Below are 25,706 nucleotides of genomic sequence, written 5' to 3'. Positions count from 1 at the left end.
CGGGCCGCAGCGGGCCGACCCGGGGGCACCGGGCCGGGCTGCGCCGCGGACGCCGTCTGCGGTGGCGTCGCGGCGAGCGGGGCCGAGCGGCCCGGGGACAAGGGGCCCGGGGTGCCGAGAGCCGGGACCTGTTCCAGGACTGCCTGCTGCAGGGCGACGAGCTCCGGGCCGGGGTCAAGGCCCAGTTCGTCCGCGAGGCGCCGCCTCAGTTCGCGGTACGAGGCCAGCGCGTCGCTCGCCCTCCCCGCCCCGTACAGGGCGCGCATGTGCACGGCGCGCAGCCGCTCACGCAGCGGGTGCTCCGTGACGAGCGTGCTCAACTCCCCCGCGACTTCCCGGTACGCGCCGAGCGCCACCCGCGCTTCGGCGTACTCCTCGACGGCGGTGACGCGGTCCTCCTCCAGGCGCGCGGCGACCGGTCGTGCGAAGGGGGCGTCCTCGAAACCCTCGTACGCCCTGCCCCGCCAGAGCGCGAGGGCGTCGGACAGGAGCCCGGCGCGCACGCCGGGATCGTCGGCCGTCCGGGCCTGTGACGTCAGCGCGCGGAACCGTCCGGCGTCGACGCCCTCCCCTTCCGTCTCCCCTTCGGTGCGCAGCACATAGCCGCTCTCCTGGAGCGTCACCAGCTCACGGCCCCCGGGCTCGGCGTCCTCGAAGGCGCGCCGCAACTGCCACACCTTGGTCTGCAGCGCCGCCGCGGGCTTGCCGGGAAGCTCCTCCTCGCCCCAGAGGTCGTCGATCAGCCGGTCCGCGGACGCGGGACGCCCGTCGTGCGCCAGGAGGGCGGCCAGCAGGGCGCGGGTCTTGGGGCCGGGGACGGTGACCGGGCTGCCGTCCGCCGTCCGTACGGCCAGTGGCCCGAGCACCCCGAATCGCATGGCGTCACGGTAGCTCAGCGCTGTGACCGGCCGGATGTCGGCTGTGGGGGCGCGGTGAGCGGGTGCGGAGCCCGGATCGAGGGGGCACGGAGAGCGGGGCGGAGACCGGATCGTGAGTGCGCGGTGAGTGGCCCGTGAGTGCCGTGCCGCACGCTGGCGTCCGCCTGGGGGTCCGGCCCGCGAAGTCCTTCGCCGCCACCCCTGTGCGCCCCGCTCACTCACTGATTCCGAAAGGCTCCCCATGGCTACGAAGACCGATGCCGCCCGGCCCGAGGCGGAACTGCGGGCGGGGCCGAGGGAGTGGCTCGGCCTCTTCGTGCTGACGCTGCCCACGATCCTGCTGGCCCTCGACGCGACCGTACTGAATCTGGCCGTGCCCGACATCAGCGCCGATCTCGGGCCGAGCAGCACGGAGTTGCTGTGGACGGTCGACATCTACGGCTTCATGATCGCCGGCTTCCTGGTGACCATGGGCACCTTGGGCGACCGGATCGGCCGCCGCAGGCTCCTGATGATCGGGGCCCTGGGGTTCGGCGTCGCCTCGGTCCTGGCCGCGACGTCCACCAGCCCCGCGATGCTGATCACCGCCCGCGCGCTGCTCGGCATCACGGGCGCCACGCTCATGCCGTCCACGCTGGCCCTGATCAGCAACATGTTCAAGGATCCGCGGCAGCGCGGGGTCGCCATCAGCGTGTGGGTCACCTGCTTCTCGGTGGGGATCGCCGTCGGGCCGGTTCTCGGCGGCGCGCTCCTGGAGTGGTTCTGGTGGGGTTCGGTGTTCCTCCTCGGCGTGCCGGTCATGGTCGTGCTGCTCGTGGCCGCGCCGCTGCTGCTGCCGGAGTACCGGGATCCGGCGGCGGGCCGCATCGACGCGGCGAGCGTGCTGCTGTCCCTGGTCACGGTCCTGCCGGGCATCTACGGCCTCAAGCGCCTCGCCGAGCACGGTTTTGACGCCCTGACGGCCGGGGCGCTGCTGACCGGCGCGGTCTTCGGCACGGTCTTCGTGCTGCGGCAGCGCGGTCTCGCCGATCCGCTGCTGGACCTGCGGCTGTTCAGGAACCGCGCGTTCAGTGCCGCGCTCCTGGTGCTGCTGCTCGGCCTGGGCGTCATGGGCGGGCTCTATCTGTTCATCACGCAGTACCTGCAGCTCGTCGAGGGACTCTCGCCGCTCGAGGCGGGTCTGTGGCTGCTGCCCGCGGCGGCCGCGCTGATCGTCGCCTCGTCGCTGACGCCCGCGCTCACCCGCCGCGTGCGCCCCGGCCGGATCGTCGGCGGCGCGCTGCTCGTCTCGGTGGCCGGATACGCCCTGCTCACACAGGTGGACAGCGCGGACGGTCTGCCGCTGCTCGTCACCGGCTTCGTACTCGTCTACACGGGCATCAGCCCGATGATGGTCCTCGGCACGGACCTGGTCGTCGGTGCGGCGCCCCCGGAAAAGGCCGGTTCGGCGGCGGCGATGTCGGAGACGGGCATGGAGTTCGGCATCGCCCTGGGCATCGCCGGCCTGGGCAGCGTGGTGACGGCCGTGTACCGCGACGAGACCGCCGACACCCTCCCCCAGGGCCTCCCTGACGACGCCGCGCACGCCGCCCGCGACACCCTCGCCAACGCGGACGCCGCGGCCCGCGAACTCCCCGGCTCCCTGGGCCCGGAGCTGCTGGAGCCCGCGCGGGAGGCGTTCACCGGCGGGCTGAACGTCGCCGCGGGGGTGGCGGGCGTGATCGTGGCGGTCCTTGCGGTGGCGGCGATGGTGCTGCTGCGGGATGTGCGGACGGGCTTCGACGAAGGTGAGGGCGCGGCGGCCGAGCGGGAGTAGCCCGACTGCCCCGGACCGAAGCGCTCAACCCGTTTGGGCAGCCTGGCGGCCCTCCGCGCGGCGCACCCGCCAGATCCAGCCGAGCGGGACCAGGCCCAGGGCGCGGGCGACCGACTGGGAGGCGTGGTTGGCGGCGGTCGTGCTGTAGAAGAGCACGTCCTTGGTGTGCCGTTCGCGCTCGGACCAGGCCGCGACGCAGGCGGTGGCGATGCCGCGGCCGCGGAAGTCCGGGCGGGTCCAGATGCCCGCTTCGGCGGCGATGCCGTTGGCGGCGGGGGTGTGGCAGATCGACACCGGTTCCCTGCCGTGCACGGCCATGGCCCACTCCCCCAGGTCTCCGCCGATCAGCTCGGCCCACTCGCAGGCCCCCCAGTTGGCGGGGCGGTCCAGCCTCCGCGCGACCGCCCGTCCCTCCGCGGTGGAGACCAGGACGGGCAGGGGGCTCGGGACGGAGACCGCGAGGCGGGCCGGGAACAGCCAGCACGGTCCGCCCTCGACGGCCCCCGCCCGGTCCCCGAGCGCCGCGGCAATGCGTGCGACGGCGCCGGGGACCAGGCCGGGGCTGTACGTCTCCGGGGCGCCGGGGGCCTGACCCGGGCCGTTCGTCTCCCGGGCGTCGTCGACGCGGTCCGGGCACCCGACGCCGGGCCCGAGCGCCAGCAGTCGCGCCCGCGGGGACCACGCCCAGACGGCCAGCATGGTCTCGTCCCGCAGGGCAGGCGGATTCCCTGAGTCCGGTACGAGCCCGTGGATCGCGTCGACCTCAAGCGCCAGCAGCCGTTCCTCGTCCCAGACAACCATTACGTGAGGCTAACTCCCCGCTTCCGTGCCCTGCGGTCTGCCCCTGGCGGCCCAGGTCTTCAGGACTCCGACGCCAGGAACTTCAGGGCCCGGTCGAAGGCCGAGTCCCGGTTCTTCTCGAACTCCTCCTCCGTGAAGACCGGTTCGGTCAGGTGCGGCGGAATCCCCGGGCCGTCGAACGTGGTTCCCGATCGCGTCAGGAACTCCTCGTTGGGCAGCCACGTCCCCATGCCGCCGAAGGGCAGCCTGCGCGGCAAGGTGTCCGAGAAGACGCCCTGCGTGTGCTGCCCGACGCGCACGGTCGAGCCGGGCCGGTCGATCAGCGCCTGGGTGAACGTCTCGCCGGCGCTCACCGTCGAACCGCCGGTGAGGACGGCCACGGGGCCGGTGTAGCGGGGCGCGTCGGCGGGGGTGACGCGCACGGGCTGGGGGCGGGTGTGCCGGGTCGGGTCGGCGGGGTCGTTGCGGGCCCGCTTGGAGTACGCGACATAGCCGGTGTCGGTGAGGCGCCCCGCGAGGTGGATCCCGAGCGCGTCCGAACCGCCGCCGTTGATCCGCAGATCGATGACCAGACCCTTCAGGCGCCGGGTGCGCTCCTCGGTGAAGACCGTGCCGAGCGCCCGGTCCAGCTCGGCGAGCTCCGCCCTGTACGGGGCGCCGTCGCCCGCGTACCCGCTGAATCCGGAGATCCGCAGATAGCCCTGTCCGCCGGGCAGGTCGGCGTAGGTGATCCGCCCGTCGGCGAAGTCCCGCACGTGCTCGGCGCCCTTCAGGTCGCGCGCCAGCACGAACTTCTTCACCCGGGCGTCCAGTTCCGGGGTGGGCATGACGGTCCCGGACCGTACCCGGCCGAAGAAGCGGTCGCCGTAGCCCACCCCGACGTGCGCGTCCTCGAGCGGGTCGACCATCTCGGAGAAGAGCGTGAACAGTTCCTCGCGGGTGGTGTCGGCGTGCACCTTGGGCCGGTACCGGTCGCGTACGGCATGCCAGTCGATGCCCTTGGCGGCGAAGAACGGGTAGTTCTCCTCGAACGACTGCCAGAAGACGTCGAAGGCGGCGACGGGGCCCTGTGGTGCCGGGCGGGTGCAGGCGGCGGGGAGCTCGGCGACGCGCCGCAGTTCCTGATGGCCCACGGAGCCGTCCATGCGCAGCGTCGCCCGGTCGCGGCCGTGCGTCGTCCGCACGGTCAGCACGGCGCCGTCCTTCGTGGTGTACCGCCCGGGGCCGGTCCGCTTCGCCGAGTCGCCCTTAAGACAGCTCACCGACGTGGTCTCGTACTCCTGGAGCACTCCATTACGAATCGACCACACTGCCCCATAGCCGTCTACACGCCATAAACCGCGTGTATGCGACTCGGCTGTGGCCGCTGCCGGTGCGGGCTTCGCGGGCGTCACAGCTGTCGCCGCTCCCGCGGTGAGGACCGCCCCCGCGGTGAGAGTCAGGGCCGTCGCCGCGGCCGTCGCCATTCGCATGTGCATGCCTCCCCTGTCGGCGGTCCGCGCCGGCCCCCTGGGCACGCGCGCCGCGCCCCCCATGATCACGTAGGGAACACCGCGCCGCCCATCCGGCTGCCCCGAACCCCGAGATGGGGACGGCCCCAGCGCCTCCGCCTCGCACTCCAGCAGCGACGGGCGCCCGGCGGGCAGGGCCGAACCGGCCCCTCCGGAAAAACGTGACCCGGCTCTCAAACCAATCTCACGGCTTTCTGTTATCCCGCTCCAGCGCGCAGGATCTCCCAGTCAGCGGGGTCACACAGGAACCAGGACAGGAGAAGCGTTGTGGAGCACGATCAGCGGAAGCGCAGTCAGGTCGAAGGCGCCGAGCTGACCGCTCTGGTCACGGCCGCGCGGGCCGGAGACCCGCAGGCGCAGCACGAGCTGGCCGCCTCCTGCCTGCCGCTGGTGTACAACATCGTCGGCCGGGCCCTCCGCGGTCACGCCGACGTCGACGACACCGTGCAGGAAGCCATGGTGCGGATGCTCCGCGGCCTGCCCGACCTCCGCGACCCCGCCTCCTTCCGGTCCTGGCTGGTGGCCATCGCGATGAACGAGACGCGCCGCCAGCAGCGCCCCGTACTCGTCGACAGCGGTCTGCAGGACGCGTACGAGGTGCCCGACCCGGGCAGCGACTTCACCGACGTCACCATCCTGCGGCTCGGCCTGTCGGGCGAGCGCAAGGAGGTCGCGCGGGCGACCCGCTGGATGGACGACGACTACCGCGAGCTGCTTGCCCTGTGGTGGCTGGAAGCGGCCGGTGAGCTGACCCGGACCGAGGTCGCCCGGGCGCTCGATCTCTCCGCCGAGCACACGGCCGTCCGCGTCCAGCGCATGAAGGCACAGCTGGAGTCGGCGCGCACGGTGGTGCGCGCCCTGGCCGCCACGCCGCGCTGCGCCGAGCTCGCGGCCCTCACCGGGTCCTGGGACGGCAGGCCGTCGGCGCTGTGGCGCAAGCGGCTGGCGCGCCACACCCGCGCGTGCGCCGCGTGCACGGGGCACGGTGCGCGTCTCACTCCTGCGGAGGGGCTGCTGGCGGGCCTCGCACTCGTACCGCCGCTGACGGCGGGCACGCTCCACGTGACCGATCCCGGCGCGACGGCCCATGCGGCACACACGCAGCACGCACAGCACAACGAACACCTTGAGCACACCGACCACGTGCAGCACGTTCAGCACACCGACCCGGCACAGCACGTTCAGCACACCGACCCCGCCAACCACACCGAGGCGATCCCCCACACCATGCATCCACACGATCCCGTAGACCCGCTGTCCACCCCGCACCCCGCCGACCAGGGGGCGCCGGGCGCTCCCTACCACCCCGACCAGCACGCGTACGACGCGGGCACCGGCTACGGCGAGACGTACCGTACGCACGACGCCGACGCGACCCTGGCCGAGGGCGTCACGGCGATAACCCCGCCGCCCGGCACCGGCACCCCCGGCTCGCGCGCCGAGCTGCGCCAGGGGCGGCGCACCACGCGTCGTCGCCGGCAGGCGGTCGCGGCCGGCGCGGGCATCGTGGCGATCGCGACGCTCACCGCGGTCATGCAGTTCAGCACGGACGACTCCGACGGCCCCGACAAGAGCACGGCCGCGGCGATGGAAACGGACGAGCCCACTCCGTCCAGCTCGGCGCCCTCCCGCACGCCGGAGGCGAAGAAGTCCCGCTCCGCGTCCCCGTCGAAGTCCGCCGAGCCGAAGGTGAAGAAGGAGCCGGCGAAGCCCGTGGCCGAGCCCCGGCGCACGGCGGAGCCGAAGCCCCGGAAGCCGAAGCCGTCCACGCCGCCGAAGCCGACCCGCCCGAGCACGACGCCCAAGCCGCAGGCCCCGTCAGGACCGATGGCGCAGCAGGTCCTCAGCCTGGTCAACACCGAACGGCGGAAGGCCGGTTGCGATCCGCTGGCCGGCAACAGCAAGCTCGCCACGGCCGGGCAGCGGCACTCCGCGGACATGCAGGCCCGCGACTACTTCTCGCACACGTCCCCCGACGGCACGGACCCGGGCAAGCGCATCACCGCGGCGGGCTACCGGTGGAGCACCTACGGCGAGAACATCGCCCGCGGCCAGCAGACCGCGTCCTCGGTGATGAGTTCCTGGATGAACAGCGAGGGCCACCGGGCGAACATCCTCAACTGCTCGTTCAAGGAGATGGGCGTGGGCATCCAGAAGGGCGACGGCGGACCTTGGTGGACGCAGGTCTTCGGGGCGCGCGGCTAGCGAGCGACCACCACGGGAACGCCCCGGCCCGCCTCCCACAGCGGCGGTCCGGGGCGTTCCGGGCTCCGGGCCCGCGCTACGCGCCTCCGGCGCCCCGGGCGGCCGCGGACTCGTCCGCGCCCAGCACACGAAGCAGGCTGACGCGGAGCGCTCCCGCCGCCTCCTCCTCCGGCATACGCCCGGCCGCGGCCTCGTCGCTCGCCGCGTGAGCGAGCCTGATGACGACGACGGCCAGCCAGTCCGGCGAGAGGCGCCCGTCGAATTCGCCCGCTTCCTGGCCGCGCCGGATCACCTCCCGCAGCCGGTCGGTGACGGGTTCGTGCCGCTCGTGGTCGGCCTTCGGGTCCGCGGGCAGGGCGTGGGACTTCTGGAGCAGTACGGGGTATCGCCCCGCCGTCCGGTCTGCGGCGTCGAGCAGCCGCAGCAGCGCGTCGGCGGCGGGGCCCGTATCGAGGTCGGCGGCGTCCATCGCGGCGATGGCCTCCTCGGTGACCCGGTCGAGGGCGGCCGTCAACAGGTGTTCCCGCGAGGGGAAATGGGCGTAGACGGTCTGCCGTGTCACGCCCGCCGCGGCGGCGACGGCTTGGAGGCCGGCCTCGGGCCGGGTGTTCAGGAGCCGGACCGCCGCGTCCAGGATGGCCGCCCTGCTGCGCACGGCGTCAGCGCGTCGACGGGGCGCGTCGGCGCGGCCACGGGGTTCCTGAGAAGGAGGCATGGGCATCTCTTACATCTTGTAAAGGTTTCTGGCTGCCCATATCTTACAACTCTTACACCGTGTAAGAGATAGCGAGCGCAGCCAAAGCCCATGCGTCCAGTACATCCAGTACGCCCAGTACGCCCCATGCGTCAGGAGCACGCCATGACTCCGTCGACTCCGTTCGAGGACGCCGACCCGAAGCGGTTCATCGCCGACTTCTACGCGTCCTTCACCGACGACCTGCTCTCCGGCGACGAGGACGCGGGAGTCGTCGTCGACCGCTACCACACGCCGGACATCGTCCAGTTCGCCGACGGCAACCGCATCGACAGGGACAAACTCGTCGCGCACACACGCCCCGTACGCAAGAACAGACCGACGAGCCGCATGGAGGTGCACGAGGCCCAGTCGGCGGGCGACCGACTCGCCGCCCGGTACACGCTGCACGTACGGAACCGCGGCAAGGACCTCTCCCTGGAGGTCTACTTCTTCGGCCAGTTCACCCCCGAAGGCCGCATGCGCCGCGCGAACCTACTGACGCGCACACTTCCGACTCCCCCTGCCGCGGGCCCAGCCGACTGACGTGGCGCCGCATCGGGCCTCCGGCGACGGAAGCCAGCCAATCAGCAAGTTCACCCGATGGGGTGAGATGCGGGCGCGCTCCGTAGGCGTGTGTCCAGTTGACGCTCCCGTTCATGCCCCAAGCGCCGCACGCGAATCGGCCGAAACCGGCGGAGACGACAGCCCCGCGCGTGCTGTAGAAAGCGTGTTGCAGACACAGGGAACCCAGGGGACCACCCGTCAGGGGGTCGGTCCCCGCTCACAGGGCTCGCCCCACCTCACTTCCGCGCCGGTGCCCAGCGCTCAGCGTCGCTGAGCGCCCGGTGTCACCCGGCCCGTCACCCCCCACCGCCCGCGTGGCTTGTCGCCTCGCCACTCAGCGATTCATCGACATTCCCGCCTTCGCCTTCGCCGTCGCCGCGAGAGACGCGTCGCGGCCACGACACGCCTCGGGCCCGCCAGTCTCGGGCCGCCTCAGCCGCACGCTTCCAGCCCGACACACGGTTCAAGTGGGGCCCGCCCACCCGAGGTCCCACGTCCAACGCCTCACGGGGGAATCGCATGTCCGTGCCACCACCACCCCAGCCGCTCCGGCTCCTGCGCGCCACCGACCTGCTCGACCTGCACTTCCTCTTCCAGGGGCTCCGCCTGGACCGCCCCCTTCTCGGCCCCAGGCGGCTCCTCCGCAAGGACCCCGCCCAACCCGCCTACCTCGTCGTCACGTTCGGCCCGCAGCACGTCGCCGAACGGGCCTTCTTCGAAGTGAGTCCCGGCATCCCGGACACGACGACAGCAGCGGCAGGGGCCGCCGACGACAGCGAGCCCCACAAGCCGCCCCCGGTCGCCTCCCGCATCGGCGGCCGCAGCGTGCTCGTCTTCGCCGTGGGCGCCGACGACGTCATCCCGTACACCGAGTCCGGACTGCTCGGAGCCATGCGGACGCTTCCCCTCCGCGTCGTGGACGCCGCCCGCGAACCAGCCATGGCGGCAGGGCTCCGGCTGGCGATGGCCGACGAGCCCGCCGATGTCTTCGCCGCGTTGCGCCAGGCCCGCACGGTCGCGGAACTCACCGCGCGCCACGGGCCGGACGGCCCCGTCGCCGCGGGCCTGTTCACCGCACCCGCCACACCCACCGCGGCGGGCACGCCCGACACACCAGACACGTCCGCCACCGCGGGCCCCGGCCCCGAGAACCCCCTAGCCGACCCCGGCCACCCCCGCACCGGCATCGAACTCCCGTACCGCCTGCTCCTCTCCCCTCCGCAGACGGCCACCTGGACGCACACCACCGGACTCCCCGACCCGGGCGGGCGGATCGAGCTCTGGCACACCCGGATGCCGGCGGGCGGCGCCCGTGCCGTATGGACCCGCGACCCCGGCTTCGACCCGGCCGTGCCCCGCCCGCTGGATCCGGTCGGGGACCCCTTCACCATGGCCCTGAACCCCGGTGACCGGTCCTCCGTGGTGCATCTCAGCTCCAACACCAACCTCCCCGGCGGCTTCACGCCCGCGCCGCTGAAGGTCGACAACCTCGTCCTGTCGTCCCTCGGCGGATGGCTCGACTCGCTGGGCACCTGGGAGAAGCCGCCCGTCGGCTTCGACGTCACCCAGTGGCGGCACCGCGCCTCCATGGGCCGCGACCACTACGTACGCGTCATGTACCGGGGGCGGCTCTTCCCCTTCGGGCACCTCGCCGACCTCGTCAAGGTCACCGAGCGGAAGCTCGACCCCCAGCGGCCGGACAACGCGGCCTATCTCAACCAGCGGTTCTTCGTGATGGTCCGCGAGCCCGTGCGGCGCTACGGCTCGGCGGACGACATTCCCGACCAGAAGCGGCTGCGCCGGCTGTTCCCGTTCCGCAGCGTCCGGCTGCTCACGCTGGTCACTCCGGACCTGCTCGAACCGCAGGCGATCCCGGGGCTCACCACCATCGGCGGCGCCCCGAACCACAAGTTCGCCTTCTTTCCCGTGACCGCGGCGGAAGACCCGTTCGCGTTCCAGGTCAGCATGGTCGACCTCGACGGGCGCGTGCTGGAGTTCCGTACGCCCATGGCTTTCGTGGGCAAGCGGGTGCACGAGATCGAGGCCGACGTGGTCGAGATCATCAAGCACTACCAGGGGCTGATCTCCGACGCGAGGCCCGAGCCCCCGGACCCGGAGAACCCGAGCGTCAAGCGGGTCGCGGCCGACCTGCGCGGCCAGTCCCTCGCCTATGCGCCGAGCCTGAAGCCCGACGACACCACGCTGTGCACGGGACAGCTCTTCTGGGGTGCCGTCACCACACCGGCCATCCTGGCCCTGGACTCCGACGACCACCCGCGGTTCCTGCCGACGGTGCGCTGGGCGCGGGCCGTCGTCCCGGCGCTGAGCCGGTTCGGCACCGGCTTCGGCGGCGATCAGACGCAGTCGGTGTTCTATCCCGCGCCGTACGTGAACGACGCGTTCGGGGAGGCCAACAAGGGGCAGGTGTTCGTCGAACTGGCCCAGCCCGTCGACCTGACCTTCCGCAGCGGCGGCCAGGCGGCCGGAGCGCTCGCCCAGCCCAACTTCCCGGTCGCCGGGCTCTCCCGGCTCACCGGGCCGGTCGCCGCGACGCCCACCGCCCTGATCGCCGCACGAGGAGCCGGCACGGGTGACCCGGCCGTCGACAAGTGGGCCAAGCTCGCCCAGGGCAAGTTCGACCCCGTCGCCTACTTCAAGCAGGTGACGGGGGCGAAGCTGTTCGGGATGTTCCCGCTCGACGAGATCCTCAGGGAGATCGGTCTCGACAACCTCAAGGCGCCGAACTTCCTCACGGCGACGGTCAACGCGGTCACGGGCTTCCTCAACGACCTCCGCGGCCTGCGCGACCTGCTCTTCTCGGTCAAGGAGCAATTCCCGCAGCTCGCTGGCAAAGTCACTCGCGTCACCGACACCGCCACCGTCTTCGCGGACCTGCTCGCCAAGTTCATCACCAGCCGCCTGGAGCAGTCCCCGAACCCCGTCCCCATCAGGGACGTGGAGAACGCCTTCACCGCGTTCTCCGACGCGCTCGCCGCACTGCGCCTCGCGCTGCCGGCCGCCGTGGACGACGGCGTACGGCAGGTGCTCTCACGCGTCGCCGAGCAGGCCGCCACCTGGGAGCACGGCGTCGGTGAAGCGCTCGCCCTGAAGGCGGCGGTCGAACAGGCCGCGCTCGGCGCGAAGTTGCCCGACGTCGTCAACTCCCGGCTGCAGTGGCAGCCCGACATCAAGCCCTGGGCGCCGAACAACCCGGAACCAGGAACTCCAGAAGAGGCCGTGTTCTGGCCGATCGGCAAGCTGACGCTGGTCACCGACCTGCGCGGCTCGCTGCGCCCGGACGTGCCCCAGGCCGCGGACGTCACGTGCACGCTGGACAAGTTCGAGCTGCGCATGGTGCCCGGCGTCTTCGAGGCGGTCGTGCTGCGCTTCGACCGGATCCGGTTCCGCATGCGCGCCGGACAGAAACCCGACGTCGAGGTGAAGTTCGGCGGGGTCGACTTCGTGGGGCACCTGAAGTTCATCCAGACCCTGCGCAACATCATCCCGCTCGACGGCTTCAGCGACCCGCCCGCCATCACCGTCGACGGCTCGGGCATCCACGCCAACTACTCCATGCAGCTGCCCAACGCGGCCGTCGGCGTGTTCAGCCTGGAGAACCTCTCGCTGAACGCCGGGTTCTCGGTGCCGTTCATCGGCGACACCCCGCTGCAGGCCGGTTTCGCCTTCTGCCGGCGCGAGGCACCGTTCCGGCTGACCGTGTCGATGCTGGGCGGTGGCGGCTACTTCGGGATCGTCCTGAGCCCGAAGGAGATCTCCGTCCTGGACGCCGCCCTGGAGTTCGGGGCCGCCGTGTCCATGAACTTCGGTGTGGCCAGCGGCAGTCTGTCCGTGATGGCCGGCATCTACTTCCGGCTCGAACTGACCGGCGGCCCCGGCTCCTCGCGGAACAAGGTCACCCTCGTCGGCTATCTGCGGGCACGCGGCGAGGTCGACGTCCTCGGCATCGTCTCGGCGTCCATCGAGCTCTATCTGGAGCTGGGTTACGTCGACGGGTACGCGGTCGGCCGGGCCAGGCTCACCATCAGCATCGAGATCGGCTTCTTCTCGAAGTCGGTGACGATCCGCTGCGAGAAGAAGTTCGCCGGCGGCGGCGCGACCCTGGCGTTCGCGGGCGCGGGCGCCCCGGCGATCACCCCGCCGTCGTTCACCGACCTCATGTCGCCGTACGTCGATCCCGTGACCGGCGCCCGCGTCGACCCCGTCTTCGACTACTGCACGGCCTTCGCGGAGGTGGGCTGATCCATGGACAGCATCCGATGGACGGTGCTCCCCGACGGCGTCGTCGACGGCGACACCGTGCGTGTGTCCGTCCTCGCCAGCCCCACCCTGACCGGCATCGACACCCTCGGCGGCTCCGCCTACTTCGTGGACTGGCCGGACAAGCTCACCACCAAGCTGCTGCCCGCCCTGTGGCTGGAGTTCGACAACCCGCCGGACACGTACGTCACACAGTGGCAGCCGACCGGCCGCCATCCCGCCCACGACTCCGCGCTCTGGACCGCCCTGTTCACACGCGACACCTACGTCCGGCGGCCCGAGGACCCGACCGCGCTCGCCGCGGCGGGACCCCGCACCCTGCGGTCGTACCCGGGCAAACTGGTGCACGACGAGGTGACGGGGGTGTACGAGGCGGTCGCGGTGTACACCACCCGGAGCAGGCTGAACACGGAGTGGGCGCGCGAGGAGCGGATGCTCTGCGAGGAGCCGCCCACGGACCACCGGGGCTGGGAACTCCCCTCGCTGTACCGCATGACCGACATCATCTCGTCCGAGGTGCTGGCGCTCGGCAGCAACGTACAGTGCGGATTCGCGGAGGTGGAGCGCGCACTCGAACCGCACGGCGACGCAGCCGCGGCTCCCGGCCACACGCCCCGCTACATGGACCGCACGAGCGACGTGTACACCTCCGAGGAGAACAGGCGGATGCTGCCGCTCGCGGAGGCGGCCCGGTTCTACGAACGCGGTGCGGAACCAGCCGGGCTCGCCGACGAACCGGCGCACCGGGTGGACTTCCACGAGGCGTGCGGCCTCCTCGGCGACTACCCGGAGCTGCAGCGCCGCTTCGGCCTCGTGCTCGACCTGAGCTTCACGATGCCCGCCGGGGTGAGCGACGGGGCGAGGGTCCGGGTGCGGTTCGACGACCGCGTCACCGGGGACGCCGAGCTCAACGCCCCGGCCAGGCGCCCCTGGACGAAGATCCGGTACACCCGGGGCAGCGTCTTCGAGGCGGCCGCGGAACCGGGCGGGACCCACCTCGCGGGCCGGGTGCTCGACCTCGGCGACCCCGAGTCCTGGCACCTCACCGAACTCGACGTGGACGGGGCGGCCCTCAAGCACATCGACTACGCCCGCTCCATCGACACCCAGAGCGGCAGCGACGTACCGGCGGGACGGGGCTCGGTCGCCGCACTGGTGACGGGCACCGGCACCCCGGCCGCCCGCGGCGCCGGGATCACCCTCCTGCACACCGACCGCGACAAGCACCTGGCCGGGCGGATCGGCGCCGACGTCGGCCGCACGGTCTCGGCCACGGACGTCGACCTGACCGCGGCGGACCTCGTGCGCGGCTACCGCGTGGACATCGGTGTCGTCGATCCGGCCACCGGCCGGGTGACGCAGTGGCGGTCGCTGCTGCGCCGCCGGGGCCGCTACACGATCCGCAGGCCGGGCGGGCAGCCCGTGGAGATCCAGGTCAGCCCCGACGAGGGCATGGTGCGGGCCAGCACCGTGACCACGGACGCGGCCGACCAGCAGCAGCTGTACGGCCACCAGGCCGTGTTCGGCTGGCACGGCTGGAGCCTCGCGGCTCCCCGGCCGGGGCGGACCATCGGCCTGGGCGATGCCCCGGAGGAGCCCGACCCGCCGGTCTCGCCGGACGTGCCGCTCCAGACCAGGTTCGCCGCGGAGCCCGGCTCCCTGCCCGCGCTGCGCTTCGGCCGGACGTACCGCATGCGGGCCAGGGTCGTCGACCTCGCGGGCAACAGCCTGGAGCACACGGCCAGCACACCGGACGCCGTGCGGTCGCAAGCGATCACGTACGGCCGCTGGGAGCCGGTTCCGCAGCCGGTCGTCGTTCCGCTCCTGCCGTTCAACGAGGGCGAGTCCACCGAACGCCTCGTCATCCGCAGCACGGTGACCGACGACGGCCGGGAGATCTCCACCGACGAGTACGTCCTGTGGCGCTCGGACGTGCCCGACCACGAGGCCGAGTCACCGGTGGACCAGCTGGACCGGCGGTACAAGGCCATCGCGGAGCGGCATCTCGCACCGCCGAAGACGGCCATGCAGATGGCCGAGGAACACGGCGTGTTCGACGCCGCGTTCGGCGCGGACAAGCCCGAGCGGCTGCGCGCCGAGTACTTCGCCGTCGCGTCCCGCGAGGCCGGGTCGTTCCTGGACACCAAGGTGCGCGACCCCGAGTGGCCGTTCCGGGAGCACGATCTGCTGCGCGAGGGCACCATCCACATCGCCAAGCACGACGTGCACGACCCGGTGCCGCTCACGGAGCTGCCCCTGCCCCGGCGCGGCTTCCCGCTGGCGCAGGGCGAGTTCGTGGTGCACAACGCGGACCAGTTGCTCCTGCCGTACCTCCCGGACGTCCTGGCCGAGGGCGTCATGCTGCGCGGCCTGCCCGGCGACCGGGAGAACCGCAAGATCCCCTTCCCCGGGCCGTGGCCGCAGGCCAAGCCGTTCAAGCTGCGCATCAGGGAGGGCACGGACGAGCCGCGTTTCCGCGACGGCCTGATCGAGCGGGTCCTCGAGGTGTTCCTGCCCAAGGGCGAGATCGCCACCGTCAGGCTGAGCTGCTACCTCGACCCGGAGAAGCTGCCGCTGCTGCGCCAGTGGGGTGTGCTCACCGGCTCCCGGTTCTGGGCCGAACTGCCCGAGCGGGACAAGGCTTTCGTGACCCGGGCCAGCGCCGACGGCGAGAACTGGATGCTCACCCCCTGGGTCGAGCTCACCCTCGTGCACGCGGTGGAGAAACCCGTGCACCCGCCGGAGCTCGACGAGCTCGCCGCCGGCCGTGACGCCGAGCAGACGGCGGCCCGGCTGACGGGCCGGCTGAGCAGCCACTCCGAGAGCAGCGGTCACGTCGAGGTGGACGCGCACTGGAGCGAGTGGCTGGACGACGTCACCCAGGCCGCGCCCAGCCGCGTCAGCGGTCACACGCACCTGGAGGACATCACCCTGGCGTACACCGAGGACGACACGGCGGTCCGTCGCACGCACGAGTTCGGCGACACCCGGCACCGCAACGTCCGCTACACCCCGACGGCCGTCACCCGCTTCCGCGAGTACTTCCACCCGAGCATCACGCAGGACCGGGACAAGGTCGTCCGGATCGGCCCCACGAGCGCCCCGGTGCCGGTGCCCAGTTCACGCCGGCCGGAGCCGCCGGTGGTGGCGTACGTCGTCCCGACCTTCCGCCGGGAGCGGACCGTCGACCACCGGCAGGCGACCGTCACCCAGCGCCGCGCGGCGGCGGGGCTGCGGGTCTACCTGAACCGGCCGTGGTTCTCCTCCGGTGACGACGAGATGCTCGCCGTCGTCCTGGACCCGGGGGCGGGCGTGCCGGTGCCGGAGACCCACGCCACCCGCTGGGGCGTGGACCCCGTGTGGGCCGCCACCCCGCCGCTGCCGAAGCCGTCGGCAGCCCACTTCCCGAACGCGGCGAAGCGGCTGACCGGGCTGCGCCTCGCCGAGTCGCCGGACAGCGCGCCGGTCCTCGCCGACGCGGTGGCCTTCACGCCGGAGTACCACCACGAGCGGCGGCTCTGGTACGCCGACATCGACGTGGACTTCGGCGCGGGGGCCGGGACCGCGGCGTACTTCCCGTATCTGCGGCTCGCGCTCGCCCGCTACCAGCCGTACGCGGTCGATCCGCTGCACCTGTCGAAGGTGGAGCGCGCGGAGTTCGCCCAGGTCGTCCCGGAGCGCACGCTCACCGGGCGGCGCGAGGGCGACCGCCTCGGCATCCGCCTGACCGGCCCGGCGACGTACAACGAACTCGGCGAGATCAGCGGCACGGGCACGGTGGCGGCCGCCGCGAGCCGCCGGGTCGTGGTGAGCCTGCAGACCCGGGCGAGCCTGGGCGAGGACGACATGGACTGGAAGCAGGCCGGGGCGCCGGTGGAACTGTCCTGCGCGGCCGACGGCGGCGGCTTCGTCTGGAGCGGCGGCATCACGGCGCCGGCCGGGCAGGTGCTGACCCTGTACCGCCTGCTGGTGCAGGAGTACGAGCTGTACCGCACCGACGCGGACACGGCCACCGACACGGTCACCGTGAACGGCCAGGCGGTGCCCGCGGCCCGGCGCCTGGTCCACGCGGACTACTTCGGCCTGACCGTCGGCCTGCTCGGCCGGCTCGACTTCGAACTGTAGGAGGCACCCGCGTACGCACCGCGGTTCGGGGCATGCGATCGGTGTCCGAGAGCCGCAGAGCGACGGGAGGTTGCCGTGGTGCACTCCCCAGAGGAGCAGCGGGTGTGCCGGGAGTGGAAGGGGGACGGGCCGACGTCGGCGGCGCAGGCCCGTGCGATGGCACGGGACTTCATGGCCTGCGTCGGCTACGACGACGAGAAGCAGCGGGACGCGGTCCTCCTCGTGGTGTCGGAGCTGGTCACCAACGCGCTGCGGCACGGGTGCGGGGTGACCGGCCTCCGGCTCAGCCACCACGCGCGCGGCCTCACCGTGTCGGTGGGCGACGCCGGGGACCGGCCGCCGCGCACGCGGCCGCTCGATCCGGCGCGGCCGGGCGGTTTCGGCCTGCACCTGGTGCGGGGCCTCACCGGGGGCGTGGAGGTGGAGTGGCGCCCGGGAGGCAAGTGCGTACGGGCGACCGTGCCGCGGAACCGTTGGTGCGGGCATCGGCACGGGACTCCGCTTCCTCGTGGTTGAGTGTGCCGAACGGCCGTACGATGGTCGGGGTTCTGCCCCGTGCAGGGCCGTCCGGGGCGGGTGAGTCTGACGTGGAGGCATCGGACGTGGACGCACAGGAATCGCATCGCGAGCCGCGGACGCCGCCGGACTCCCCTGCCGTCGCGCCCGTGGTCGCGGCCAAGGAGGAGGAGATCTCCGCCCTCCGCGAGGAAGTGGGCCACCTCAAGCAGGCGGTGCGCTCCCATGCCGCCGTCGACCAGGCCATCGGCGCGCTCGCCGCGATCTCCAACATCCGCCCCGAGCAGGCGTGGGACGTGCTGACGGAGGTCTCCCAGCACACGAACGTCAAGCTCCGCGTCATCGCCGAGCAGGTGGTCGAGTGGACCTGTGACGGTGAGCTGTCCGAGGAGGTGCGCAGCGCCCTGCAGGCGAGCCTCGCCCGGCAGGAGCCGTGCGACCCGCCGCAGGACGCGCAGGATGCCTGACGAGCGGCAGGAAGGGCTGCCTGACAGGCGGCAGGCAGCCTGACGATCTTCTCTCGCATGCCTCTGTTCGCATGCCTCTGTCCCCGCGTCCGACCGCGGGGACAGAGGAGAAGAGCTCACTGCCGAACTCTCCCGGGAGCAGCCCGGCCGGGAGCTCTCTACGGGCCGGGTTTCCCGGATCAGCCGGAACTATCCAGGCGATCCCGGCGCGCCCGGCCCGGGCGGCTCCGGGGCCTGATCAGGCCCCGGCGGGAACCAGCCCCGTGCGCAGCCGGCCGAGGATGCGCTTCAGGAGGCGGGACACCTGCATCTGGGAGACACCGAGCCGCTCGCCGATCTCGGCCTGGGTCAGCTCGTCCACGAACCGCATGTGGATGATCTCCCGGTCGCGGTCGGAGAGTTCCTCGATGAGCGGCGCCAGGCTGTTGAAGTCCTCGACGAGTTCGAACGCGGCGTCCTCCTCACCGATGAAGTCGGCGAGAGCCGCCTCGCCGTCGTCACTGCCGCCCATGAGCAGCGCGGAGTTCAGGGACGCGGAGGTGTAGCCGTTGGATGCCTTGCGGGCCTCGATGACCTCTTCCTCGGTCAGCGACATCAGCTCGGCCAGCTCGGCGGTCGTCGGCTCGCGGTCGAGCCGGGTCGCCAGCTCCTCGGTCGCCTTGACCAGTTCGATGCGCGCCTCCTGGAGCCGGCGCGGCACGTGCACGGCCCAGCTCGTGTCGCGGAAGAAGCGCTTGATCTCGCCGACGATGTACGGGACGGCGAAGGTGGCGAACTCCACCTCACGGGAGAGGTCGAACCGGTCGATCGCCTTGATCAGGCCGATCGTGCCGACCTGGACGATGTCCTCCATCTCGTCGGCGCCGCGGCCCCGGTAGCGGGAGGCGGCGTAGCGCACCAGTGAGAGGTTCATCTCGATCAGCGTGTTGCGCACGTACTGATGGTCGTGCGTGCCTTCCTCGAGCTCGGCGAGCCGGTCGAAGAACTGGCGGGAGAGTACGCGTGCGTTGTGTGGCTCCACGGTCGACGGTGCTTCGATCAGCGGCAGTTCACCCTCCACGCAGGCCCGCGCCTTCGTCGACTGGATCCTGGACACTGCACCCATCGCGGCAGCCACACCATCCACCTTTCACTCGACGACACCCCGTGTCACGAACCGGGGACTCAAGACGCGTGTGCCCTGCAGCTCCGGAGTCACACCTGGAGATCCGGAATTGCACACGACCCGCACGGGGGCGGGCCGGGGCCGCGGCGCGCCAATTCCTCGTACGGTCACGGATTTGTCGCTCGCCGCGCATGCCGGACATGAGTCGGGGCACCAGGTGCCGTGCCCGCACGTTGAACCCGTGGGGGACGTCGGCCACAGTCCGTGTGGCCCCCTGTGACACCGAGGAGGACTCCATGCTGATGGCTCACCCCGCCGTGCTGTCCGATCTGATCCAGCAGTACGAGGCGTTGACGGCACTGCGTGCCGGCGAGGGCGACGAGAGCGCGCGGCGGCGCCTCGCGGACGTCTCCTACACCCTGTGCGTGGCCACGGGCACACGCGACATCGACGCCGCCCTGGTGGCCGCGCGCCACCGATTGCCCGGCGCCCGGCCCCTGGACGACTCCCTGGCGGCCCCGTCCGCGTCCGCGCGGTAGGTGCGACGGGTCTCGCGGCGGGTCGGAAGGCCGGGGCTACGACGTCCTGATCCGGCCCGCCGCCAGGACGAGCCGGGCGAGGTCGCGGTGGAAGACGTCGTGGTGGGCGCCCTGCGGCGGTGAGCCGCCGCGGACGGTTTCGGCGACGTCGACGCTGACGTATCCCGTGCGCGGCAGCGCGCCCTCGGTGAGGGCGTCGGCGAGGGTGAGCGTGGGGCAGCCTTCGATGCCCTGCGCCCCGTCGTAGCCGAGGGCGCCCCAGAGCCGGTCGGCGCCCACCAGGGACGGTGACTCGCCGATCATGCGGGAGGCGAGCGGGAACAGCAGGCCGAGTTCCAGGTCGTGGTGCGAGTAGGCGCACACGACGGGCCCCGCGACGCGCTCCGCCACCCCGGCGAGGGCGCCGCCGCCGCGCATCTGCTGCGGCAGGTGCGCGGCGAACGCGAAGTGCGAGAGGGCGCCCTGAAGCAGCGTGACGGACGCGATCCGCCGCGCCCCGCTCTTGACTCCCCGGGCGGCGAACGCGACCAGGCGGGCACCAGCCCCGTGCCCGACGAGGTGGATGCGGGTGTCCGGCAGCGCGTCCGCGAGCCGCTCGATGGCGGGGGCGAGACCGACGTCGCCGATCAGCCCGGCGCGCCGCCTGATCGCGTACGACGCGGCCTGGCACAGCAGTTGGTGGGCGCCGTCCCACTGCCGGTCGAGCGCGCGTTCCGACTCGGCGTCGCCGAAGGGGCGCGCGCTCGGGGTGAGCGGTTCCGGGCGGGCGAGCCAGTCGGCGGGGGCGTCGGCGGGGCGCGGGCCCGCCGTCTCGGACTCCGTGAGCGTGCCGGACTTCGACACGACGGGCGCCTCGCTGCCCGTGCGCGGCTGCTCGACCCGCTCGGGCCGCTGCTCGGCGCGTTCGGCCTCCTCGCGGGCCTGTTCCAGGGCGCGGGCGAAGCCCTCACAGACGTGCGAGGTGCTGTCGAACAGCATCGCCGGGTCGGACTGGGGCAGGAGTTCGTCGCCCATGTCCGTGGCGTAGGCGTTCACTTGGGCGTGGAGGGGCGCCTCGACGAGGCGGCGCAGGTTCATGCCCACGTCGTCGACGGCGCTGAACCGGCGCGGCCGGTCGTCCAGGAGGGAGCGCAGGTCCCCGATCAGGCGTTCCCTGTTCGGGAACACCCGGTTGAGGGCGGCCTCCGTGGCGTCGGTGATCCGTGGCTCCGACGCGAAGGTCATGCCGGGCCAGCGCACGCTCACGAAGCCCACGCCGTCGTCGGCGGTCACATCCGTGAACAGGTCGCGGAAGCGGGTGTCCACGTCGGTGGACGTGTCCGCGTCGTTGTGGGCGGTGTGGGCCAGGAAAACGAGGTGGCGGACGCCCCCCTCGCGCGCGGCGTCCGCGAGCCGATCGTCCTGCTCGCCGTCCGTCCGGCCGCCGTCCGCGTCGAACTCGATGTCCCAGCGGGGCTGGGTGGTTCCCGGGCCGTTCTCGGAACTGCGCATGCGTTCCCCCGAACCGGTTGCGGTCTCTGTGCACGCAGCATCCTCGGTCCGGACGGCCAAGGCCAGGGGCGTACGGCAGGCCGTTCCCGGGGAGGCGGTGCGCGCGGGTCGCGTCGGGCCCGGGGCCCTCACTCCCCCGGCGCACGCCCGGGCTCGCGGACCGGGCCACACCGGCGGCATGACCAGCCCAGACGGCCCGTCGAACTCCTCTTCGATACCCAGCACATCAAGGGCGGGAAAGGTTGTACGCGACACACGTGGTGATCAACACAATGATGGAGATGCCGTGAAGAACGTACAGTCATCGCGTTCACATCTCACGCCGGGCAGCACTTCTGACCCGGCATCATCCCGTGGGGGGATCATGCGACACCGCATCCGCGTCGCCGTGCTCGGCTCGGCCCTGGCCGTGGCCGCGACGGGCTTCGCCGCACCCGGCGCCCTCGCCGCCGCGCCCGGCGAGGTCACCATCGACAAGGTCACCGTGAACGACGGCAAGCCGATCGCGCTCGGCACCACCGCCGCGAAGAGCTTCACCGTCACCGTGACCGCGTCGGACGACTCGGGCATCGACAGCGCCGACGTCACGCTGTACGGCCCGGACTCGGCCTACGCCGTGCCGAACGGCAACGTGAAGTGCGTGGCGTCGCCCACGTCCGCGACGACGTCGACGTGCACGGCGAAGTTCACCATCGACCCGGACACCGACTTCTTCGACAACACCCCGGCCGGCGCCTGGTACGTCGACGCCATGGTGACGGCGAAGGACATCGACAGCATCCGCGTGGAGAAGGCCGCCGCCTTCAAGGTGCAGCGCCTCTCCAAGCTCACGGTGAACGCCTCGCCGGAGCCGATCAAGAAGGGCAAGACGCTCACCGTCACCGGCGCCCTGACCCGCGCCAACTGGGAGAGCGGCAAGTACTCGGGCTACACCAACCAGCCCGCGAAGCTGGAGTTCAAGAAGAAGGGCACCACGACCTACACGGCCGTGAAGACCGTGAAGACCGACAACAAGGGCAACCTGAAGACCACGGTCAAGGCGAGCACCGACGGCTCCTACCGCTGGAGCTTCGCCGAGAACTCGACGACGTCCGCGGTCAAGGCCGCCGGCGACTACGTCGACGTGCGCTGACCAAGCCACGTCAGCCGGTCTTCCGGTAGTTCTCCTCCCTTTCTTCTCCCTTTCGGCAGGCGCGAGTTCTCACCTTCGCGCCTGCCGAAAGGCATGTCGGGCCCCGCGACCCCGCCCGCGGCGTCGGACGCGGAGCCGTCCACGGCGTGTCACACACGCCAACACCCGCCCCACGCAACACCGTTCGACATCTTGACGCGAACACGGCCATCGGTATGGTCTAGTCCAACGAAGCGGAATCCCGTTGGCCGGCGGGCACCTGTGTGCCCACACCCACCGTCCGGCCCTCGACGGCCCGCGCTCCGGCACGCGGGCCGACCCCCACCACCGCGCCTTCACGCCGCCGGTCTCCGGCGTCCCCCCATGGAGTGAGCCATGCGATCACGCATACTCGGACTACTGACCGCCACCGCGTCCGCCGCCGCACTACTGACGTTCGCCTCCCCGGCGTCGGCCGACAAGACCGCCAAGTCCCTGCCGGAGAAGCCGGAGACGACAGCCAGGACGGCCGCGGCGTTCATCGTCAGCGAGTCCCAGTTCAACCAGATGTTCCCGAACCGGAATCCGTTCTACACGTACAGCGGCCTCACGGCGGCGCTGGACGCGTACCCCGGATTCACGAACACCGGCAGCGACACCGTGCGCAAGCAAGAGGCCGCGGCCTTCCTCGCCAACGTGAGCCACGAGACCGGCGGCCTGGTCCACATCGTGGAACAGAACCAGGCGAACTATCCGCACTACTGCGACCGGACCCAGCCCTACGGCTGCCCGGCGGGCCACGACAAGTACTACGGCCGCGGCCCGATCCAGCTGAGCTGGAACTTCAACTACAAGGCCGCGGGCGACGCGTTGGGCATCGACCTGCTCCACAACCCCGACCTGGTGCAGAACAACGCGGCCGTCGCCTGGAAGACCGGCCTCTGGTACTGGAACACCCAGAACGGCCCGGGCACCATGACGCCCCACAACGCCATGGTCAACGGCGCCGGCTTCGGCGAGACCATCCGCGCCATCAACGGCAGCCTGGAGTGCAACGGCGGCAACCCGGGCCAGGTGCAGAGCCGCATCGACAAGTACAAGCAGTTCAGCCAGGTCCTCGGCGTGGACCCCGGCGGCAACCTGAGCTGCTGACCGCCGCGGCCGGTCGACCGTCCGCGGTGATCACCGCGGGTGGTCGGCCGCACCGCTGTCCGCGGGCCCGTAGGCGCGCTCGCCGCGCCGATGGGCGATCTCGCCGAGCACGATGTCCACGGCGAGGAACGCCACCAGCGGAATCCCGAGCAGCGGCACGAAGTAGCCGAGCACCGCGACCGCCGCCATCAGCGGCACCAGGACGTACGCCGGCACGTGCTGCCAGGCGCCGCGCGGCAGCGGCCGCCCGAACGCGGCGCCGCGCCCGCGCTGCCACCACATGCGGTAGCCCCACACGATCAGCAGGATGAGACCGACCGCGATGCCCGCGAGCACCACCTGGTTGGCCAGGCCGAACAGGGTGCCGCTGTGCGCGTCGATCCCCCACCGCGTCAGCTTGGCGAGCACCGGAAAGTCCTCGAACTTGAGTACGTCGACGACCTCGCCGGTCGCCGGGTCGACGGCCGCGGTGTCCGGCCCCTCGGGCCAGCCGCGCTGGATCTCCTTGACGACGTACGCGGACGAGGCGTCGGCCGGCGGCACCACTTCCACCGGCCCCGAGATCCCCCGGGCGCGAGCCGACGCGAGCACGGTGTCGAAGCCGACGTCCGCCGCCGCGCTCTCGCGCCCGCCGCCGCCGGCCGCGCCCCCGCCGTGTTCGGCGTGCTCCCCGGCGGCCGGGGTACCGGACTCCGCCGCGGCCGCCAGGCTCGTCGACACCGTCGGCGTCGTCTGGCCGAGCGCCTCGCGCAGGTCGCCGATGCTCTGGCCCGCGTAGGCGGACCAGGTGAGGCCCGTCGCCGACAGGAAGAACAGCCCCGCGGCCGTCCACACCCCGACCGTGCCGTGCAGAGACAGGGTCCGGCGGCGGCCGCTCGCGCCCCGCACCTTGCGCCGCGCCCGGCGCCGCCCGAACCACAGGACGAGGCCGCCACCGGCGATCACCCACAGCCAGCTCGCGGCGAGCTCGCTGTACAGGCGGCCCGTCTCGCCCAGGTGCAGATCCCGGTGCAGCCCGGCGACCCAGGTCCGCAGCGGCAGCGCGCCACTGGATCCGTACTGCTCCAGATCACCGCGTACGTCACCGGTGTACGGGTTCACGAAGACGGCGAGGGTGCGGTCGGGGTGCACGCCGGGCACTCCCGAGAGCAGGACGCGCGTGGTCGCCCCGTCCTCGGACGAGGGACGGACCGCGCTCACCTTGCCCTCCGGGTGCGCCTCGCGGGCCGCGGCGACCTGCCGGGCGAGGGGCAGCTCCCGCTCGCCGACGGGAACCTTCAGCTCGTCGGCGTACACCACTTTCTCGGCCGAGTACGAAGCCGCGTACAGCAATCCGGTCACCGCGGCGACCAGCAGGAACGGTGCGATGAGCAGGCCGGCGTAGAAATGCATCCGCAGCACGAGCGGCCGGAGCGAGCCCCATGCGGAGCGCCGTGGAGGGGGCCCCGGCTGCGGGGTCTGCTGCCCGTCGACGGGGACGGGTGCGGTGGGTGCGGCGGGCATGACGTGCTCTCCTGGGTGCCGGACGGTGGTGCGGGCCCGGTCGGCGGGCGACCTGGCCGGTCCAAGGGTCGGGAGGGCGGTGGGAAGGGTTCCCGGCGGGCTCTGTAACCTGCGTCACGTCGCCGTCGCGGCAGGATCTCGCAGATCTTCGTCCGACTCTTAGATCTTCATCTGAGATGGAGTGGCCGAGAAACGCGTCCGTCACCAAGCGACGCGTGAACAGGGGTGGTTGGCAGGGTGAAATCCGCGCAACGATGGGCCCCATGACCGCGGCACAACGCGCCATGACCGAGCTGGAGTCGTGGCCGAACCTGGTAAGTGGCGCCCCACGGTGCGCTGTCGGACGTTCCTTCGGAATCGCGGAGGCGGCGCCCGGAGCGATGGAGTACGAGCTGGTCCACTTCCACTCCGACGGCGCGGCCGACGTGTGCCTGACCCGCGCGGCCGTGGACCGGCTGCGCCCGCAGCTCGCGCACAGCTCGGCGATCCGGCTTCGGCCCGGCGCCTCCTGGATCACGGTCCTCCTCGACTGCGACATCGATGTCGCACTCCTGCTCACCCTCGTCAGCGTCGGCCTCAAGGCACACGACGACGACCGCGCCGCGGCGGACCGCGCGGGCCGGGGCGACACGTTCGCCCATTGCCCCGCCCCGCCGTGCGACTGGGAACCCGTCGCCTTCCGCCAGCCCGCGCCGAAGATCCCCGCACCGGCCGGCCCGCCGGCCGTCGAACGCCGCGGCCTCCTCGCCACCTGGAAGGCGGTCGGGCGGCTGATGCCGCACGGCCACTGAACGACCGCGTCGCGCGGAGCGGCCCCCACGACGGGGTTCCGCTCCCGCACCCATGCGCCCGCGCACCCCCGGCCGCGCGCCCGGTCCCCTCGCCGATCCCCCGAGCTCCACGCGTCC

The 25,706-nt window shown here is 72.2% G+C and carries 18 protein-coding genes; 11 read left to right on the top strand and 7 right to left on the bottom strand.

Features of this window, described 5'->3' with window-relative positions; translation table 11 throughout:
- On the bottom strand, positions 1-878 hold an 878-nt coding region (locus STRAU_RS09065; protein WP_037658286.1), incomplete at its 3' end, for an AfsR/SARP family transcriptional regulator.
- Positions 879-1,119: 241 nt separating this feature from the next.
- Between STRAU_RS09065 and STRAU_RS09060 the strand changes: the two genes are divergently transcribed.
- Positions 1,120-2,694, top strand: coding sequence for an MFS transporter (locus tag STRAU_RS09060; RefSeq protein ID WP_016639970.1), 1,575 nt, complete (start codon positions 1,120-1,122; stop codon positions 2,692-2,694).
- A gap of 24 nt (positions 2,695-2,718) precedes the next feature.
- Here STRAU_RS09060 and STRAU_RS09055 read toward each other — a convergent pair whose 3' ends face one another.
- Together STRAU_RS09055 and STRAU_RS09050 are read right to left on the bottom strand one after the other, a co-directional pair.
- Positions 2,719-3,495, bottom strand: coding sequence for a GNAT family N-acetyltransferase (locus tag STRAU_RS09055; protein WP_016639969.1), 777 nt, complete (start codon positions 3,493-3,495; stop codon positions 2,719-2,721).
- Positions 3,496-3,554: 59 nt separating this feature from the next.
- Entirely contained in the window at positions 3,555-4,967 is a 1,413-nt protein-coding gene (locus STRAU_RS09050) for a S41 family peptidase (protein ID WP_037658284.1), read from the bottom strand.
- A gap of 306 nt (positions 4,968-5,273) precedes the next feature.
- Between STRAU_RS09050 and STRAU_RS09045 the strand changes: the two genes are divergently transcribed.
- Positions 5,274-7,211, top strand: a complete 1,938-nt coding sequence (locus STRAU_RS09045) for a sigma-70 family RNA polymerase sigma factor (RefSeq protein WP_016639967.1) — start codon at positions 5,274-5,276, stop codon at positions 7,209-7,211.
- 76 nt (positions 7,212-7,287) lie between these two features.
- Here the strand turns inward: STRAU_RS09045 and STRAU_RS09040 are convergent, their stop codons facing one another.
- Positions 7,288-7,866: a TetR/AcrR family transcriptional regulator gene (locus STRAU_RS09040; RefSeq protein ID WP_016639966.1), complete on the bottom strand. Its 579-nt coding sequence runs from the start codon at positions 7,864-7,866 to the stop codon at positions 7,288-7,290.
- Between the two features lie 204 nt (positions 7,867-8,070).
- Here STRAU_RS09040 and STRAU_RS09035 point away from each other — a divergent pair, with 204 nt between their 5' ends.
- The 5 genes from STRAU_RS09035 to STRAU_RS09015 all read left to right on the top strand — a co-directional run bounded on the left by STRAU_RS09035 (position 8,071) and on the right by STRAU_RS09015 (position 17,897).
- Positions 8,071-8,490: a nuclear transport factor 2 family protein gene (locus STRAU_RS09035; RefSeq protein ID WP_037658282.1), complete on the top strand. Its 420-nt coding sequence runs from the start codon at positions 8,071-8,073 to the stop codon at positions 8,488-8,490.
- Between the two features lie 540 nt (positions 8,491-9,030).
- The gene (locus STRAU_RS09030; protein WP_016639964.1) at positions 9,031-12,771 is read left to right on the top strand and encodes a hypothetical protein; all 3,741 of its coding nucleotides are present in this window, start codon (positions 9,031-9,033) and stop codon (positions 12,769-12,771) included.
- A 3-nt stretch (positions 12,772-12,774) separates the two neighbouring features.
- Positions 12,775-16,914, top strand: a complete 4,140-nt coding sequence (locus STRAU_RS09025) for a hypothetical protein (RefSeq protein WP_016639963.1) — start codon at positions 12,775-12,777, stop codon at positions 16,912-16,914.
- Between the two features lie 75 nt (positions 16,915-16,989).
- Positions 16,990-17,430 carry an ATP-binding protein gene (locus STRAU_RS38940; protein ID WP_016639961.1) on the top strand — a complete coding sequence of 147 codons (441 nt, stop codon included), beginning with the start codon at positions 16,990-16,992 and terminating at the stop codon, positions 17,428-17,430.
- Positions 17,431-17,516: 86 nt separating this feature from the next.
- Positions 17,517-17,897: an ANTAR domain-containing protein gene (locus STRAU_RS09015; RefSeq protein WP_259299863.1), complete on the top strand. Its 381-nt coding sequence runs from the start codon at positions 17,517-17,519 to the stop codon at positions 17,895-17,897.
- Positions 17,898-18,135: 238 nt separating this feature from the next.
- On the opposite strand, the gene STRAU_RS09010 is transcribed toward STRAU_RS09015, so the two are convergent.
- A complete protein-coding gene (locus STRAU_RS09010) occupies positions 18,136-19,002 on the bottom strand; it encodes an RNA polymerase sigma factor SigF (protein WP_052029015.1) in 867 nt (288 codons plus the stop codon).
- 296 nt (positions 19,003-19,298) lie between these two features.
- Between STRAU_RS09010 and STRAU_RS09005 the strand changes: the two genes are divergently transcribed.
- Positions 19,299-19,541 carry a DUF5133 domain-containing protein gene (locus tag STRAU_RS09005; RefSeq protein ID WP_037658280.1) on the top strand — a complete coding sequence of 81 codons (243 nt, stop codon included), beginning with the start codon at positions 19,299-19,301 and terminating at the stop codon, positions 19,539-19,541.
- A 36-nt stretch (positions 19,542-19,577) separates the two neighbouring features.
- Here the strand turns inward: STRAU_RS09005 and STRAU_RS09000 are convergent, their stop codons facing one another.
- Positions 19,578-21,032 (bottom strand): hypothetical protein, encoded by a 1,455-nt coding sequence (locus tag STRAU_RS09000; RefSeq protein ID WP_016639958.1) that lies wholly within the window; start codon positions 21,030-21,032, stop codon positions 19,578-19,580.
- A 364-nt stretch (positions 21,033-21,396) separates the two neighbouring features.
- On the opposite strand from STRAU_RS09000, the gene STRAU_RS08995 reads away from it, so the two are divergent.
- A complete protein-coding gene (locus tag STRAU_RS08995) occupies positions 21,397-22,164 on the top strand; it encodes a DUF5707 domain-containing protein (protein WP_016639957.1) in 768 nt (255 codons plus the stop codon).
- Between the two features lie 375 nt (positions 22,165-22,539).
- Positions 22,540-23,295 carry a chitinase gene (locus STRAU_RS08990; RefSeq protein ID WP_016639956.1) on the top strand — a complete coding sequence of 252 codons (756 nt, stop codon included), beginning with the start codon at positions 22,540-22,542 and terminating at the stop codon, positions 23,293-23,295.
- Between the two features lie 30 nt (positions 23,296-23,325).
- On the opposite strand, the gene STRAU_RS08985 is transcribed toward STRAU_RS08990, so the two are convergent.
- Entirely contained in the window at positions 23,326-24,798 is a 1,473-nt protein-coding gene (locus STRAU_RS08985) for a PepSY-associated TM helix domain-containing protein (protein ID WP_037658278.1), read from the bottom strand.
- A gap of 380 nt (positions 24,799-25,178) precedes the next feature.
- Here STRAU_RS08985 and STRAU_RS39575 point away from each other — a divergent pair, with 380 nt between their 5' ends.
- A complete protein-coding gene (locus tag STRAU_RS39575) occupies positions 25,179-25,589 on the top strand; it encodes a luciferase domain-containing protein (protein ID WP_016639954.1) in 411 nt (136 codons plus the stop codon).
- The last annotated feature ends 117 nt before the right edge of the window (positions 25,590-25,706 follow it).

Source organism: Streptomyces aurantiacus JA 4570, assembly GCF_000414115.1.
GTDB classification, from domain to species: Bacteria; Actinomycetota; Actinomycetes; order Streptomycetales; family Streptomycetaceae; genus Streptomyces; species Streptomyces aurantiacus_A.
This window is presented reverse-complemented; position numbering and strand designations above follow the sequence as displayed.

Coding starts and splice junctions, on each gene's coding strand:
- STRAU_RS08985 (WP_037658278.1), bottom strand. CDS start 24,798: ATGCCCGCCGCACCCACCGCACCCGTCCCCGTCGACGGGCAGCAGACC.
- STRAU_RS08990 (WP_016639956.1), top strand. CDS start 22,540: ATGCGATCACGCATACTCGGACTACTGACCGCCACCGCGTCCGCCGCC.
- STRAU_RS09060 (WP_016639970.1), top strand. CDS start 1,120: ATGGCTACGAAGACCGATGCCGCCCGGCCCGAGGCGGAACTGCGGGCG.
- STRAU_RS09005 (WP_037658280.1), top strand. CDS start 19,299: ATGCTGATGGCTCACCCCGCCGTGCTGTCCGATCTGATCCAGCAGTAC.
- STRAU_RS08995 (WP_016639957.1), top strand. CDS start 21,397: ATGCGACACCGCATCCGCGTCGCCGTGCTCGGCTCGGCCCTGGCCGTG.
- STRAU_RS09000 (WP_016639958.1), bottom strand. CDS start 21,032: ATGCGCAGTTCCGAGAACGGCCCGGGAACCACCCAGCCCCGCTGGGAC.
- STRAU_RS09035 (WP_037658282.1), top strand. CDS start 8,071: ATGACTCCGTCGACTCCGTTCGAGGACGCCGACCCGAAGCGGTTCATC.
- STRAU_RS09010 (WP_052029015.1), bottom strand. CDS start 19,002: ATGGGTGCAGTGTCCAGGATCCAGTCGACGAAGGCGCGGGCCTGCGTG.
- STRAU_RS39575 (WP_016639954.1), top strand. CDS start 25,179: ATGGAGTACGAGCTGGTCCACTTCCACTCCGACGGCGCGGCCGACGTG.
- STRAU_RS09055 (WP_016639969.1), bottom strand. CDS start 3,495: ATGGTTGTCTGGGACGAGGAACGGCTGCTGGCGCTTGAGGTCGACGCG.
- STRAU_RS09025 (WP_016639963.1), top strand. CDS start 12,775: ATGGACAGCATCCGATGGACGGTGCTCCCCGACGGCGTCGTCGACGGC.
- STRAU_RS09030 (WP_016639964.1), top strand. CDS start 9,031: ATGTCCGTGCCACCACCACCCCAGCCGCTCCGGCTCCTGCGCGCCACC.
- STRAU_RS09050 (WP_037658284.1), bottom strand. CDS start 4,967: ATGCGAATGGCGACGGCCGCGGCGACGGCCCTGACTCTCACCGCGGGG.